At 74.7% G+C, this 14,266-nt stretch carries 13 protein-coding genes; 8 read left to right on the plus strand and 5 right to left on the minus strand.

Going from position 1 to position 14,266, the window contains the following annotated elements:
• Positions 1–151 precede the first annotated feature (151 nt).
• Entirely contained in the window at positions 152–1,351 is a 1,200-nt protein-coding gene (locus tag ABTZ58_RS13780; RefSeq protein WP_351354893.1) for a hypothetical protein, read from the plus strand.
• A gap of 69 nt (positions 1,352–1,420) precedes the next feature.
• Here the strand turns inward: ABTZ58_RS13780 and ABTZ58_RS13785 are convergent, their stop codons facing one another.
• Both ABTZ58_RS13785 and ABTZ58_RS13790 read right to left on the minus strand, forming a co-directional pair.
• The gene (locus tag ABTZ58_RS13785; RefSeq protein ID WP_351355043.1) at positions 1,421–2,710 is read right to left on the minus strand and encodes a PH domain-containing protein; all 1,290 of its coding nucleotides are present in this window, start codon (positions 2,708–2,710) and stop codon (positions 1,421–1,423) included.
• Between the two features lie 176 nt (positions 2,711–2,886).
• Positions 2,887–3,447 (minus strand): PH domain-containing protein, encoded by a 561-nt coding sequence (locus ABTZ58_RS13790; RefSeq protein WP_502996062.1) that lies wholly within the window; start codon positions 3,445–3,447, stop codon positions 2,887–2,889.
• Between the two features lie 31 nt (positions 3,448–3,478).
• Here ABTZ58_RS13790 and ABTZ58_RS13795 point away from each other — a divergent pair, with 31 nt between their 5' ends.
• Entirely contained in the window at positions 3,479–4,630 is a 1,152-nt protein-coding gene (locus ABTZ58_RS13795; RefSeq protein ID WP_309097428.1) for an NADH-quinone oxidoreductase subunit D, read from the plus strand.
• Between the two features lie 63 nt (positions 4,631–4,693).
• Here the strand turns inward: ABTZ58_RS13795 and ABTZ58_RS13800 are convergent, their stop codons facing one another.
• Positions 4,694–5,686, minus strand: coding sequence for an SAM-dependent methyltransferase (locus ABTZ58_RS13800; protein WP_351354896.1), 993 nt, complete (start codon positions 5,684–5,686; stop codon positions 4,694–4,696).
• A 117-nt stretch (positions 5,687–5,803) separates the two neighbouring features.
• Here ABTZ58_RS13800 and ABTZ58_RS13805 point away from each other — a divergent pair, with 117 nt between their 5' ends.
• Positions 5,804–6,994 (plus strand): sensor histidine kinase, encoded by a 1,191-nt coding sequence (locus ABTZ58_RS13805; protein WP_351354899.1) that lies wholly within the window; start codon positions 5,804–5,806, stop codon positions 6,992–6,994.
• A gap of 86 nt (positions 6,995–7,080) precedes the next feature.
• On the plus strand, positions 7,081–7,749 hold the full coding sequence (locus tag ABTZ58_RS13810; RefSeq protein WP_351354902.1) for a response regulator transcription factor: 669 nt from the start codon (positions 7,081–7,083) through the stop codon (positions 7,747–7,749).
• A gap of 18 nt (positions 7,750–7,767) precedes the next feature.
• On the opposite strand, the gene ABTZ58_RS13815 is transcribed toward ABTZ58_RS13810, so the two are convergent.
• Positions 7,768–8,874 carry a DUF5937 family protein gene (locus tag ABTZ58_RS13815; RefSeq protein ID WP_351354905.1) on the minus strand — a complete coding sequence of 369 codons (1,107 nt, stop codon included), beginning with the start codon at positions 8,872–8,874 and terminating at the stop codon, positions 7,768–7,770.
• A 158-nt stretch (positions 8,875–9,032) separates the two neighbouring features.
• Between ABTZ58_RS13815 and ABTZ58_RS13820 the strand changes: the two genes are divergently transcribed.
• Positions 9,033–9,236 carry a hypothetical protein gene (locus tag ABTZ58_RS13820; RefSeq protein ID WP_351354908.1) on the plus strand — a complete coding sequence of 68 codons (204 nt, stop codon included), beginning with the start codon at positions 9,033–9,035 and terminating at the stop codon, positions 9,234–9,236.
• Here ABTZ58_RS13820 and ABTZ58_RS13825 read toward each other — a convergent pair.
• On the minus strand, positions 9,229–10,407 hold the full coding sequence (locus tag ABTZ58_RS13825) for a threonine aldolase family protein (protein WP_351354910.1): 1,179 nt from the start codon (positions 10,405–10,407) through the stop codon (positions 9,229–9,231). The two genes, ABTZ58_RS13820 and ABTZ58_RS13825, sit on opposite strands and share 8 nt — an antisense overlap.
• Positions 10,408–10,615: 208 nt before the next feature.
• Between ABTZ58_RS13825 and ABTZ58_RS13830 the strand changes: the two genes are divergently transcribed.
• From ABTZ58_RS13830 to ABTZ58_RS13840, 3 genes are read left to right on the plus strand one after another with little or no spacing between them, the layout of a single operon-like run.
• Positions 10,616–11,557 (plus strand): Rossmann-like and DUF2520 domain-containing protein, encoded by a 942-nt coding sequence (locus ABTZ58_RS13830; RefSeq protein ID WP_351354913.1) that lies wholly within the window; start codon positions 10,616–10,618, stop codon positions 11,555–11,557.
• On the plus strand, positions 11,554–12,555 hold the full coding sequence (panC, locus tag ABTZ58_RS13835) for a pantoate--beta-alanine ligase (RefSeq protein ID WP_351354916.1): 1,002 nt from the start codon (positions 11,554–11,556) through the stop codon (positions 12,553–12,555). Before ABTZ58_RS13830 ends, panC begins: the two co-directional genes overlap by 4 nt.
• Positions 12,552–14,261: an L-aspartate oxidase gene (locus tag ABTZ58_RS13840; RefSeq protein WP_351354919.1), complete on the plus strand. Its 1,710-nt coding sequence runs from the start codon at positions 12,552–12,554 to the stop codon at positions 14,259–14,261. The genes panC and ABTZ58_RS13840 overlap by 4 nt, the downstream gene beginning before the upstream one ends.
• Positions 14,262–14,266 lie beyond the last annotated feature (5 nt).

Raw genomic sequence — 14,266 nt, forward strand, 5'->3', positions numbered from 1 at the left:
TGTTCCCCGGTGCCGGAAATGATCTTGGAAATTGAATGAGCGACGGGTTCCGGTTCTTCCGGAGTTCTGATGCGTCGTGACTCTCTTGGTATGGCTTTGTTTTTGCGGGGTGGCTCACCACGATTCGCCTACGCGCGGTAAGTTTCTGGCCATGCCACGTGGACGTCATCGCCATTCCCCGCCCCTGCACAGGCTGCTGCCCCCGTCGGCGATCGCAGGCGTCTCCCTCGTCTGCGCCCTGGGGCCCTGGGTGTTCACGGAGCCGACGCTGCTCCGTGGTCTGGCCGCGGCCGCCGCGGCGACGGCGGTCATCGGCGCGGTCGTGCTGCGCCGCTGGGACATCCAGGCGGGCAAACAGGTCGCGGACCTCACGCGCGCGCGGGCGAGCGACGAGTGGCGCTTCGAGGAGCGCGTCGCCGAACTCGAAGCCGATCTGGAGGAGTCCCGCGAGCTGCGCGCCAAGCTGGAACAGCGGCTGCGCGCCAAGCGCACTGAACTGGCCGGGCTGCGCAACGAACACGCCGCGCTGCTGCGCCGGTACGCCACGTCGGAGACCGAGCGCGCGAGCGTCCTGGAGGAGCGCCGGGTACTGGAGATCGAGGCGACGGCTCCGGTGCGGGCGGCGCTGCCGGCGGGGGCCGCGGACGCGGCGGACGTCGGCCCGGCGCAGCCGGACGAGGCGGCCGCCGGTCTCTCCGCCGCGACGGAACCCGCGGCTTCGGCGGTGTTCTCGCCGGAGGGCTCCCGGCTGTTCCTGCGCGCCGCGGCCGCGCTCGCCCGGTTCGACGGCGAGCGGGTCCCGGACCCGGACGGTGGCGGGGACGGCGGCGGCGACGGCGTGCCGAAGGGCGAGGACACCGCGGAACCCGCGCGGGAGTCCCGGCGGGAGCAGGCGGAGCAGCGGGAGCCGTCCCGGGAGGACGAGCCGCAGGGGCAGTCCAAGGCGGTCGACGGACACGAGCACACCACCGCCGCCGCCCCCGCGCAGACCGGTGCCGGGCAACTGCCCGAGCCCGCCCGGGCCGGGCAGGCGGGGTCCGGCCACTACGCGGTGCCGACCGCCGTGGCCGTCGCGCCGCAGCGGCCGGTGCGGCGCCCGCGGACCGAGGGCGGCTTCGACTTCTTCGGCACCAAGCAGGGCACCTCACGGGCGGCGCTTGAGGCCGTGCAGAACGAGGACCTCGCCGATGTCGTCGGCCAGGAGGCCCTCGCCCTGCACAAGGCCGAGACCGAGGCCCGTTACAAGCCGGCGGACGAGGAGTCGCGCGGTATCGGCCAGGTCATCGACCTGACGGCGCACGACGAGACGGAGCAGATCGATCTTCAGGGGCTGCGGAGCGCGGTGTCCTGACCGTGCTCCGGCCGCTGCGTGCGCGAGGCCTCCGGCTGTGGCCGGGGGCCTTCGCGCGTGCGCGGGGGCTCATGCCATCCAGCGGTCGGGGCGGGCGTCGCGGCGTCCGGTGCGTGAACGTTCCGCCTGGGCCGCCAGCAGCCCGCGCGCCTCGGCGGTGTCGCGCAGCCGTGCCGTCACCGTCTTGCCGGCGCCGGTGTCCACCGACACGTCGGCCAGGCCCCGGGCCCGTTCCCACGGTCCCTGCGTCAGCCGGACGCTCTGCACCTTGGCGTGCGGCACCAGCGCCAGGCTCCGCCGCAGCAGCCCCGAACGGGCCGCGAACACGGCGTCCGTGACGGCGAGTCCGTAGCCACGCCACCACACCGGCACGCACCAGCGGGCGCGGCGCGGCGACGGTGCCAGGGCCGTGGGCTGCGGCACCGTCACCCCGGGCAGCACGCGCGCGACGACGTCCTCGGCGATCTGGCGCGGGGCGACCGGCAGCAGCACGGAGTTGGACGAGCCGGCGACGTCCAGTTCCACGCGCACCCAGCCCCGCCGCCGCCACAGCAGCGGCTCCACGATCCGCACGGTCTGCACGCGCCCCGGCGGCACCGTCTCGTGGGCCCGGTCCAGCAGGCCGTGGTCGATGCGCAGCCCGTCGGGCGACTCGCCCACGGTCCAGTCGTACTCGGTGACGAACCGGCCCACGCTGCTCGCGCCGGCCGCGCCGAGCAGCGGCAGGGCGACCGCGAGGACCGTCCACAGGCTGTGGGTGGCCAGCCACAGCACCGGCGGTACGACGAGCGCCGCGGCCAGTGATCCCCAGGTCGCGCCGGTCAGCACCAGCGACATCGCGAGCACGCCCGGCGGCACCCGCAGCAGCTGCCGGGAGGGGGCCTCGCCGACCTCGTGCGCGGTCTCGGGGGCGAAACCGGCCGCCCGGGCGAGCAGTTCGGCCCGCAGGGCCCGGGCCTCGTCGGCGCCGAGGAAGGCCAGCTCGTCCTTCTTGTCGGTGCCTATGACGTCGAGCCGGAGCTTGGCGACGCCGGCGACCCGGGCGAGCAGCGGCTGGGTGACGTCGATGGCCTGGATCCGCTCCAGGCGGATGTGGGCGGTGCGGCGGAAGACCAGGCCGGTGCGGATGCGCAGTTCGGTGCCGGTGACCGCGAAGTGGGTGAACCACCAGGAGCAGAAGCCGTAGAGGGCGGCGGCCGGGACGATCACCGCGAGGCCGATGAGCAGGGTCGTCGTGGTCAGGCGGGTCAGGTGGCGCTGCGCCCCGTCGGGGTCGTGCACGGCCCAGCCGATCACGACGGCGACCGGGGCCCAGGCCCGCCGGAGCGGGGTGACGGGGTGCAGCCGCCGCTCGATCACGTCACCGGTCGCCTGCGCGGGCCCGGCGGGCTCGGTGGGCTCGGCCGGCTCGGCCGGCTCGGCCGGCCCGGTGGGCTCGGTGGGCTCGGCCGGCCCGGTGGGCTCGGTGGGCTCGGCCGGCCCGGTGGGCCCGGTCGGCTTTGCCGGCTCGGTGGGTCCGGCGGCCCGGGGGGTCGTCACAGCCCCGCCGATCGGGCCTCGCCCAGCTCGGTGAGCCGGTCGCGCAGCCGTTCCGCCTCGGCCGGGTCCAGACCCGGGATGGTCGCGTCGGTCGCCGCGGCGGCCGTGTGCAACTGCACGCTGGCCAGCCCGAAGTGCCGCTCCACGGGCCCGGAGGTCACCTCCACCAGCTGCATCCGCCCGTACGGCACGACCGTCTCCTCGCGCCACAGCACGCCCCGGCTGATCAGCAGGTCGTCGGCCCGCTCGGCGTACCGCCAGGACCGCCAGTTGCGCTCGATCATCACCCAGCCCCATACCGCCAGCGCCAGCGGAGGCAGTGCGAACAGCGCCCACGCGGGCCCGGCCAGCAGTCCCGGCACGAGCCCGGCGGCCAGGGTGATCAGCCCGAGCCAGAAGACGAGCAGCAGCCGCCGCATCCTGAGCAGACCGGGTGGCAGGGCGATCCAGGTGGGCTCGGCCTTCTCGGCCGGTCCGCCGGGCCCCTCCGGTCCCGTCGGCCCGATCGCGCTGCCTGTCCCCGTCGCCCCCGCCTCGTGCGGGCTCCCCGTCTCCATGAGGTCAGGGTACGTAGGGGAGACTGTGCGCATGACTCCTACGACGGAGACCATGGTCGGAATCGGCGGCGCCGCGGAGAGCACCGACATGGTGCTCAACATCGGGCCCCAGCACCCGTCCACGCACGGGGTGCTGCGTCTGAAGCTCGTCCTGGACGGCGAGCGCATCACGCACGCGGAGCCGGTGATCGGCTACATGCACCGCGGCGCGGAGAAACTGTTCGAGGCGCGCGACTACCGCCAGATCATCATGCTCGCCAACCGCCACGACTGGCTGTCGGCGTTCTCCAACGAACTGGGCGTCGTCCTCGCCGTGGAGCGGATGCTCGGCATGGAGGTCCCCGAGCGCGCGGTGTGGCTGCGCACGCTGCTCGCCGAGCTGAACCGGGTGCTCAACCACCTGATGTTCCTCGGCTCCTATCCGCTGGAGCTCGGCGGCATCACCCCGATCTTCTACGCCTTCCGGGAGCGCGAGGAGCTCCAGCACGTCATGGAGGAGCTCTCCGGCGGGCGGATGCACTACATGTTCAACCGCGTCGGCGGCCTCAAGGAGGACCTGCCGGCCGGCTGGACCGCACGCGCGCGTACCGCCGTCGCCGACGTCCGCTCCCGCATGGACCGCTTCGACGACCTGGTGCTGGGCAACGAGATCTTCCGCGGCCGCACCCGGGGCGTCGGCGTGCTGTCCCCGCAGGCCGTCCACGCCTACGGCGTCAGCGGGCCGATCGGCCGCGCCTCGGGCGTCGACTTCGACCTGCGCCGCGACGAGCCCTACCTCGCCTACGGGGACCTCCAGGACACTCTGAAGGTGGTCACCCGGCAGGAGGGCGACTGCCTCGCCCGCTTCGAGTGCCTGCTGGAGCAGACGCACAACGCGCTCGACCTGGCCGACGCCTGCCTCGACCGCCTCGCGGAGCTGCCGCCCGGGCCGGTCAACCAGCGGCTCCCGAAGGTCCTGAAGGCACCCGAGGGGCACACGTACGCCTGGACCGAGAACCCCCTCGGGATCAACGGCTACTACCTGGTCAGCAAGGGCGAGAAGACCCCGTACCGGCTCAAGCTGCGCTCCGCCTCGTACAACAACATCCAGGCGCTGACGGAGCTGCTGCCGGGGACGCTCGTCGCGGACATGGTGGCGATCCTCGGATCAATGTTCTTCGTGGTCGGGGACATCGACAAGTAGGGCTCACCGCGAGAGCCACCGACGAGCAGGGGCTCATCGCGGGAGACATCGGCAAGCAGGGGCTCACCGCGGGAGTGGGTCCCCGATCCCCACCGGCTGCACCAGCCACCCGAAGTCGCCCAGTCCGCCGGCCGCCGTCAGCTCGGCGGCCTCCCCGGCGCCCGCGAGGGCGCGCACGTAGGCGGGCGGGTCGGTGGAGGCGAGCGTGAGCGGGGGGCGTGCGCCGGTCACGCCGAGGGCGTGCAGCGCCTCGCGCTGGGGGAGCACCCGCCCGCCGGGGAGCGCGCAGGCGTCCAGGGCGACATGCGCCGTGATGTCGCACGAGCCGTCCGGCACGGGGGAAACCTCGCGGCCCGCGCGGAAGCCGGTGAGCGTCCCGAACGGCGGCCGGGTCCGCGCCGTGTGCGCGTAGTCCACGGCGACGGCGAGCCCCCGGCCGACGGTCGCGACCGCCGCCGCCCAGGCCTCGTCCCGGGGCAGCCCGATCTCGGCCCGCAGCCCCTCCTCGCCGGGCAGCGGCCACCACCGCTCCAGCCACCGGGCCTCCGCGCCGCCGACCGGCTCCCCGAGCCGCTCGGTCCCGTCCTCGCGTACCAGGACCCGCCGAGCCCGCCCCGCCGAGTCCACCTGCGCGACCTCCACCGGCACGTTGTCCAGCCACTCGTTGGCGAACAGCAGTCCCGTCGTCCCCGGCGGCGGCGTGGACCGCCACTCGATCCGGTGATCGAGTCCCGCGGGCCGGGCGGCGACCTCGACGGCGTACGCGCGCGTGCGGTCCGCCACCTCGGCGGGCAGCGCGGCCAGCACCCCGGCGGCCAGCTCGCCCCGTCCGGCGGCCATGTCGACGAAGTCCAGCACCGCGGGCCGGCCCAGCGCCTTGTCGACCCGGCACAGCAGCCGTGCCACGGCCCCCGCGAACAGCGGCGACGCGTGCACGGAGGTACGGAAGTGCGCACCCGGCCCCGCCGCCCGGCGGTAGAAGCCGCGCGGCCCGTACAGCGCCTCGCGCGCCGCGTCCCGCCACCCGCGCCACTCGTCCCTCGCACCCGCAGTCACCGGGTCAGGCTATGCGGACACAACGAACGCAACTCCACCTTGCGGAGTACACGCGCCGGACGCGGATCGGTCCTCCGGTTGACCCCTGCACCTATCCGCTTCCCTACGCTGGGTTACGTGCAGCGCCTCTATGACTTCCTCCGCAGGCACCCGATGTGGGTCGACGGCTTCTGGGCCGTGGTCCTCCTCGGGATTTCGCTGGTGGGCGGAGTGGCGGGCGGCTACGGCTCCCCGGCCGCCGCCGTGCCGATCACGCTGCTGCTGTGCCTGGTGATCGCGCTGCGCCGCCGGATACCGGAGAAGATGCTGCTGCTCGCGGCGGTGGCCGGCGTGGCCCAGCTGATCACCGACGTGGAGATCGGCCCGGCCGACTTCGCCATGCTGGTGATCGTCTACACGGTCGCCGCGGAGGGCGCCCGCTGGGCCTCCCGCTTCGCGCTGGGCGCCGGTCTGTGCGCCGCTCCCGTGGCCCACATGCGCTGGCCGAGCGAGCAGACGGGCCTCGCGGGCAACATCGCCCTGACCGTCTTCATGACCGTGCCCTTCGCCCTGGCCTGGGTGCTCGGCGACTCCATCCGCACCCGCCGCGCCTACTTCGCGCAGCTGGAGGAGCGGGCCGCCCGCCTGGAACGGGAGCGCGAGGCCCAGTCCAAGGTGGCCGTCGCCGCCGAGCGCGCCCGCATCGCGCGCGAGTTGCACGACGTCGTCGCCCACAACGTGTCGGTGATGGTGGTGCAGGCCGACGGCGCCGCCTACGTCCTGGACGCCGCGCCCGACCAGGCGAAGAAGGCCCTGGAGACCATCTCCTCCACCGGCCGCCAGGCCCTCGCCGAGATGCGCCGCCTGCTCGGCGTGCTGCGCACCGGGGAGCACCAGGAGGCCGGCGAGTACGTGCCGCAGCCCGACGTGCGGCAGATCGAGGACCTCGTCGAGCAGTGCCGCGGATCCGGGCTGCCCGTCGACTTCAAGGTCGAGGGCACCCCGCGCCCGCTGCCCAGCGGCGTCGAGCTCACCGCGTACCGCATCGTGCAGGAGGCGCTGACCAACACCCGCAAGCACGGCGGGCCCAACGCGGGCGCCAGCGTGCGCCTGGTCTACTTCGACGACGGCCTCGGCCTGCTCGTCGAGGACGACGGCAAGGGCGCCCCGCACGAGCTGTACGAGGAGGGCGGGTTCGACGGCCGGGGCCACGGCCTGATCGGGATGCGGGAACGGGTCGGTATGGTCGGCGGCACGCTGGACGCCGGACCGCGTCCGGGCGGAGGATTCCGCATCAGCGCCCTGCTGCCGCTCAAACCCGCGCACTGACGTCGGCACGCGCCCTGCTGACACCTGTCACACCCCCGCCACCGCCCCGCTGTTCCCCCACCGCCACACATACGGAAGAGGCCCCGATGACGATCCGCGTGATGCTCGTCGACGACCAGGTGCTGCTGCGCACCGGGTTCCGGATGGTGCTCGCCGCCCAGCCGGACATGGAGGTCGTGGCGGAGGCGGGCGACGGCGTCGAGGCCATCCAGGCGCTGCGGACCACCGAGGTGGACGTCGTGCTGATGGACGTCCGCATGCCCAAGCTCGACGGGGTCGAGGCGACCCGCCGGATCTGCGCGGACACCGACCCGCCGAAGGTGCTCATCCTGACCACCTTCGACCTCGACGAGTACGCCTTCTCCGGGCTGAAGGCGGGTGCCTCCGGCTTCATGCTCAAGGACGTGCCGCCCGGTGAGCTGCTCGCCGCCATCCGGGCCGTGCACAGCGGGGACGCGGTCGTCGCGCCCTCCACCACCCGGCGGCTGCTGGACCGCTTCGCGCCGATGCTGCCGGGCACCCGGCAGCCCCGGCACAAGGAGCTCGAGCGGCTCACCGACCGCGAGCGCGAGGTCATGATGCTGGTCGCGCAGGGCCTGTCCAACGGCGAGATCGCGGCCCGGCTCGTGCTGTCCGAGGCGACCGTGAAGACCCACGTCGGCCGCATCCTGACCAAGCTGGGGCTGAGGGACCGGGTGCAGGTCGTGGTGCTGGCCTACGAGACCGGGCTGGTGCGGGCCGGCGGACACGGCTGATCAGGGGGCCCGCGCCCGCTACCGGAGGATGCCCTCCAGGAACTCGCTGCCCAGCCGGGCCACCACCGTCACGTCGAGCTGGTGCAGGACGTAGCGCCCGCGGCGGCGGGTGGTCACCAGGCCCGCCTTCTTCAGCACGGCCAGGTGCCGGGATATCTCCGGGGCCGTCATGCCGTGCACCTGGGCCAGCTCGCCGGTGCTGTAGGCGCTGCGGGCCAGATACCGGCACAGGCGCATGCGGACGGGGTGGGACAGCGCGGTCATGCGCAGGGCCAGCTGCTCCAGCGTGGGCGGGGCGGCGAGCTCGGGGGAGCCGACCGGAAAGTGCAGCACGGGCTGCCAGCCGTGGCGGTGCAGCACCATCAGGTGCGGCCAGCCGAGGCTCGTCGGGACGAGCAGCAGTCCGCCGTCGCCGGTGGCCGTGCGGCCCTCGCCCAGCTTGTCGACCGAGATCACGGCGGCCGGCTCGTCGAGCGTCACCGCCGGGGACACCGCGGCCAGGGTTTCGGCCAGGCCCTTGCGGCGCAGCAGGTCCGTCTTGTGCCGGGTGTCCGCCGCGAGCTGGTGGCGCAGCCGGGACCAGGCCTCCGCGAAGAACGCCTCGTCGCAGTCCTGGAGGAACTGCCGCAGCCAGCCCCGGATCCGGGGCGGGTCGGCCAGCAGCCGCTCGCTGAACCGCAGCTGCCGCGGCCCACGCGCGGCCGCCAGGTCCAGGGCGCGGCGACGCACCTGCGGGTCGGTCAGCGCCGTGGGCGCGCACTCGCCGTAGCCGGTGGCGCAGGTGAACTCCAGCGCGGCGTCCACGAACTGCTCGTCGGACAGCTTGTCGAGCAGGCCGAGCTCCTCGGCGAGCGTGCCGCCCGGGAGCGCGGTGCGGTCCGGCAGGCCCGCGCACGGCAGGAACAGGTCGGCGAACGTCGTCCGCCACAGGAAGTCCGCCTCGCACATCCGGTCGGCCAGATGCGGGTCGAGCCGGGCGGACACACCCGTCACCCAGCCCTGCAGCCCCGGATGGTGCGCCGGCTCGGACAGCGCGTGCAGCGCCATGCCGAGCTCGGCCAGGGGGGAGGGGACGACGGCGACCCTCTCCGGCCGCAGCCCCGTGATGTCGATGCGCACGCTCATGACCTCATGGTGCACCCCGCCACCGACAACGCCCCGTCGATTGACGGGGGTCGTCAATCGACGCGACGACCCGCGGGGCACGGGCGCACGGTGGGAGGACCGGGGCCTTCCGCGGAGCCTTCGGACCTCCCCCTCCCGTCCCGCAGAGGCGATCAGTCATGAGCATCACGCAGCAGTACCTCCTCGACGCCCACCGCGCCCGGTCCCTGGGCGAGACCGCCCCGCCCGCGCCGGGCACGCACGAGTGGCAGGTCGTACGGGAATGGCGCGACGAACGGCACTTCCGGGCCGTCCTCGCGGGCCGCCCGGTCCGCCGCGGGTTCCGGGCGGCCCTGGTGCGGTGGTGGCGGCGCCCTACCTGACCTGCTCCGGGAGCCTGGCCACGAACTCCGCGACCGCGGCCTTCACGTCCTCGGCGGTCCACTCCAGCGCGGCCGACCGCACATGGATCTCGGTGAACGCCAGGTCCGGACCGCGCCGGTCCCACGCGTTGCCGAACAGGACGGCACCCGTCTCCTCGGCGGTGCGGACCGCCGTCTCGGCGAGGACGTCGGGGTCGTACGGCAGCCAGACCTGGAAGTCGTGGGTGTGCGGCACCCTCGGGTACACCCGCGCCCACGTCCCGGCCGCCGCGAACCCCTCGCGCAGGGCGGCGGCCACCACGCGCGCGTGCGCCACGTACTCCGGGAGCCGGGGCAGCTCCCGCTCCAGCCCGATCAGCGCCGACAGGGCGGTGGGGAACTGCTGGAAGACCAGGCCGCCGTACCGGTGCCGCCAGGCCTTCGCCTCGGCGACGAGTCCGGCCGGGCCCGCGAGGGCCGCGCCGCCGAACGCCTCCAGGGACTTGTAGAACGACACGTAGACGCTGTCGGCCAGGCCCGCGATCTCCGCCAGGGGCCGGCCGAGGTGGACGGTGGACTCCCACAGCCGGGCCCCGTCGAAGTGCACCACCGCGTCCCGCTCCCGCGCGGCCGCGACGACAGCGGTCAGCTCCTCCCAGGAGGGCAGCACGAAACCGGCGTCCCTCAGGGGCAGCTCCAGCATCAGCGCGCCGAACGGCTCCTCGAAGTCCCGGACCTCCGCGGCCGTCGGCAGCCGCGGCTCGCTCGTCACACGCACCGGGCGCAGGCCGCCGACCTCGCTGAACGCGTTCCGCTCGTGCACCTCCGGATGGCCGAGGGCGTGCAGGGCGACGGTCGGGTTCCCGGTGCGGCCCGCCCAGCAGCGCAGCGCCACCTGCTGGGCCATCGTGCCGGTCGGGAAGAACGCGGCGGCCTCGGTGCCGAGCAGCTCGGCGACCCTGCCCTCCAGGGCCTCGACGACGCCGTCGCCGTACACGTCGGACAGCTCGTCCAGGTCGTACACGTCGCCCGCCGCGTCCAGCCGGGTCAGGCGCTCGCGCAGCGTCTGGTGGAAGCCGAAGCGCGCCATCACCCGGTGCGCGCCGCGGTGGGCGGTCAGCCGCCGCCTGCGCAACTGCGCCCTGCGGTCCTCGTCCGGTACCCGATCGTCCTGTTCCGCCGTGTCAGTCATGCCCCGGATCCTCCCCCGCGCGCGTGCGGCCCGGCATCCGCATTTCCCTGCGGGCCCCGGTCGTCAGTCCGTAGGCATGCCGACCGGTGCCCTGTCCACCGGAACGCACAGCCTGTGGACAACCGGACGCCCCCGGAACCGATCGCGTTAACATGACGAGAAATCGTCCGGTACCCGGAGCGGACTGGAACGGGAAGGCCGCCGTCGAGTGAACACAACCCCACAGCCAGATCCCAGGGACCGCCCCGCGCGGCTCACCGTCGGCGTCGTCGGCGCCGGCCGCGTGGGACCCGCGCTGGCCGCTTCCCTCCAGCTCGCCGGGCACCGCCCGGTCGCCGTGTCCGCGGTCTCCGACGCCTCCCGGCGCCGGGCCGCGCAGCTGCTGCCCGACGTGCCGGTGATGCCCCCCGAGGACGTCCTGGAGCGGGCCGACCTGGTGCTGCTGACCGTCCCGGACGACGCCCTGCCGAAGCTGGTCGCGGGCCTCGCCGACACCGGCTCCGTACGGCCCGGGCAGCTGCTCGTGCACACCTCCGGCCGGTACGGCGTGGGCGTGCTCGACCCCGCCCGGCGCGCGGGCGCGCTGCCGCTGGCCCTGCACCCGGCGATGACCTTCACCGGCACGCCCGTGGACGTCCAGCGCCTGGCCGGCTGCTCCTTCGGCGTCACCGCGCCCGAGGAGCTGCGCCTGGCCGCCGAGGCCCTGGTCATCGAGATGGGCGGCGAGCCGGAGTGGATCGCCGAGGAGAACCGGCCGCTCTACCACGCCGCCCTCGCCCTGGGCGCCAACCACCTGGTCACGCTCGTCGCCCAGTCCATGGAGCTGCTGAGCACCGCCGGGGTCGCCGCCCCCGACCGGATGCTCGGCCCGCTGCTCGGCGCGGCCCTGGACAACGCCCTGCGCTCCGGTGACGCGGCCCTGACCGGCCCGGTCGCTCGCGGGGACGCGGGCACGGTCGCCGCGCACGTCGCCGAGCTGCGCCGGCACGCCCCGCAGACCGTCGCCGGATACCTGGCCATGGCCCGCGCCACCGCCGACCGGGCCCTGGCGCACGGCCTGCTGAAGCCGGAGCTCGCCGAGGACCTCCTCGGGGTACTCGCCGACGGCACCGACGGCAGCACCGACGGCCCCGGGAGGGACGCCCGATGACCACCACCCTGCTGCGCACCGCCGGTGAACTGCACGCCCGCGCGCGTGCGGGCCGCCGCGCGGTGGTGATGACCATGGGCGCCCTGCACGAGGGCCACGCCACGCTCATCCGCACCGCCCGCACCATCGCGGGCCGCGAGGGCGAGGTCGTCGTCACCGTCTTCGTCAACCCGCTGCAGTTCGGCGCGGGTGAGGACCTCGACCGCTACCCGCGCACCCTGGACGCCGACGTCGAGCTCGCCGGGCGGTCGGGCGCCGACGTCGTGTTCGCGCCCTCCGTCGACGAGGTCTACCCGGGCGGCGAGCCCCAGGTCCGTGTCACCGCGGGTCCCATGGGCGAGCGCCTGGAGGGCGCCTCCCGCCCCGGGCACTTCGACGGCATGCTCACGGTCGTCGCCAAGCTGCTGCACCTCACCCGCCCCGACGTCGCCCTGTACGGCCAGAAGGACGCCCAGCAGCTGGCCCTGATCCGCCGCATGGTGCGGGACCTGAACTTCGGCGTGGAGATCGTCGGCGTCCCCACCGTCCGCGAGGAGGACGGCCTGGCCCTGTCCAGCCGCAACCGCTACCTCTCCGACCGTGAGCGGCGCACGGCCCTGGCCCTGTCCCGGGCCCTGTTCGCGGGCCGGGACCGGCACGCCGCGCAGGAGGCGCTGCGCGCCCGGGCCCGCGAGGTGCCCGCCAGCCGCGCGCGTGCCGCAGCTCTCAGTGCCCTCGGCGAGTCCCGCGCGGCGGCCGACGCGCACGCCGTGGCGACGGCCGTCCCGGGCGGCCCGGCCGCCGTCCGCGCGGCCGCCCGCCAGGTCCTCGACGAGGCCGCCCGTCTCGACCCGCCGCTCAGGCTGGACTACCTCGCCCTGGTCGACCCGTCCGACTTCACCGAGATCGGCGACGACTTCACCGGCGAGGCGGTCCTGGCCGTCGCCGCCCGGGTCGGGACGACCCGGCTGATCGACAACATCCCCCTCTCCTTCGGAACCTTCGGAGCCGCCTCGTGACCTCCACAGGCATACGACTGCACGCGCCCGCCCCCGGATGGTCCATCGCGGCGGACGTGGTCGTCGTCGGCTCCGGCGTCGCCGGGCTGACCGCGGCCCTGCGCTGCGAGGCCGCGGGGCTGAGCACCGTGGTCGTCACCAAGGCCCGGCTCGACGACGGCTCCACCCGCTGGGCCCAGGGCGGCATCGCCGCGGCCCTCGGCGAGGGCGACACCCCCGAACAGCACCTCGACGACACCCTGGTCGCCGGCGCGGGCCTGTGCGACGAGGAGGCGGTGCGCATCCTCGTCACCGAGGGCCCCGACGCCGTACGCCGCCTCATCGAAACCGGCGCCCGGTTCGACGAGTCCTCCGGTGGCGGACTCGAACTCACCCGCGAGGGCGGCCACCACCGCCGCCGCATCGCCCACGCGGGCGGTGACGCCACCGGCGCCGAGATCTCCCGCGCCCTGGTCGAGGCGGTCCGCGCGCGCGGCATGCGCACCGTCGAGAACGCGCTCGTGCTGGACCTCCTCACCGACGCCGAGGGCCGCACGGCCGGTGTCAGCCTGCACGTCATGGGGGAGGGCCAGCACGACGGCGTCGGGGCGGTCCACGCCCCCGCCGTGGTCCTGGCCACCGGCGGCATGGGCCAGGTCTTCTCCGCCACGACCAACCCCGCGGTCTCGACCGGCGACGGCGTGGCCCTGGCCCTGCGGGCGGGCGCCGAGGTCAGCGACCTGGAGTTCGTCCAGTTCCACCCGACCGTGCTGTTCCTCGGCCCGGACGCGGAGGGCCAGCAGCCCCTGGTGTCCGAGGCGGTACGCGGCGAGGGCGCCCACCTTGTGGACGCCGACGGCGTGCGCTTCATGGTCGGACAGCACGAACTCGCCGAACTCGCCCCCCGGGACATCGTCGCCAAGGGCATCATGCGCCGCATGCAGGAGCAGGACGCCGAGCACATGTTCCTCGACGCCCGCCACTTCGGCGCCGAGATGTGGGAGCACCGCTTCCCGACGATCCTGGCCGCCTGCCGCGCCCACGGCATCGACCCGGTCACCGAGCCCGTCCCGGTCGCCCCGGCCGCCCACTACGCCTCCGGCGGCGTCCGCACCGACTCCCACGGCCGGACGACCGTCCCCGGCCTGTACGCGTGCGGCGAGGTCGCCTGCACCGGCGTGCACGGCGCCAACCGCCTGGCCTCCAACTCCCTGCTCGAAGGGCTCGTCTACGCCGAGCGCATCGCGGCCGACATCGCGGCGACGGGCCTGCACGCCCGTGTGCCGCAGCCGCTGCCCCACCCCGAGATCCCCGAGCACCCCCTGCAGACCGCCGAGGCCCGCTTCACCATCCAGCGGATCATGACCCGCGGGGCGGGCGTCCTGCGCTCGGCGGAGTCGCTCACCAAGGCCGCCGACCAGCTCCAGCGCCTGCACACGGACGCCCGGGAGGCCCTCGCCGAGAACGGCAAGACGGCCGAGCCCGGCACCGACACCTGGGAGGCCACCAACCTGCTGTGCGTGGCCCGCGTCCTGGTCGCCGCCGCCCGGCTGCGCGAGGAGACCCGGGGCTGCCACTGGCGCGAGGACCACCCCGAGCGCGACGACGAGGCCTGGCGCCGCCACATCGTCGTACGCCTGAACCCCGACCGGAGCCTGGCCGTGCACACCACGGACACGACAGACTTCCCCGCGACCTTCCCGCCCCCCGCCCTCCAGGAGCAGTGACCGAC

This window comes from Streptomyces sp. NPDC094143, assembly GCF_040303825.1.
Taxonomy (GTDB): domain Bacteria; phylum Actinomycetota; class Actinomycetes; order Streptomycetales; family Streptomycetaceae; genus Streptomyces.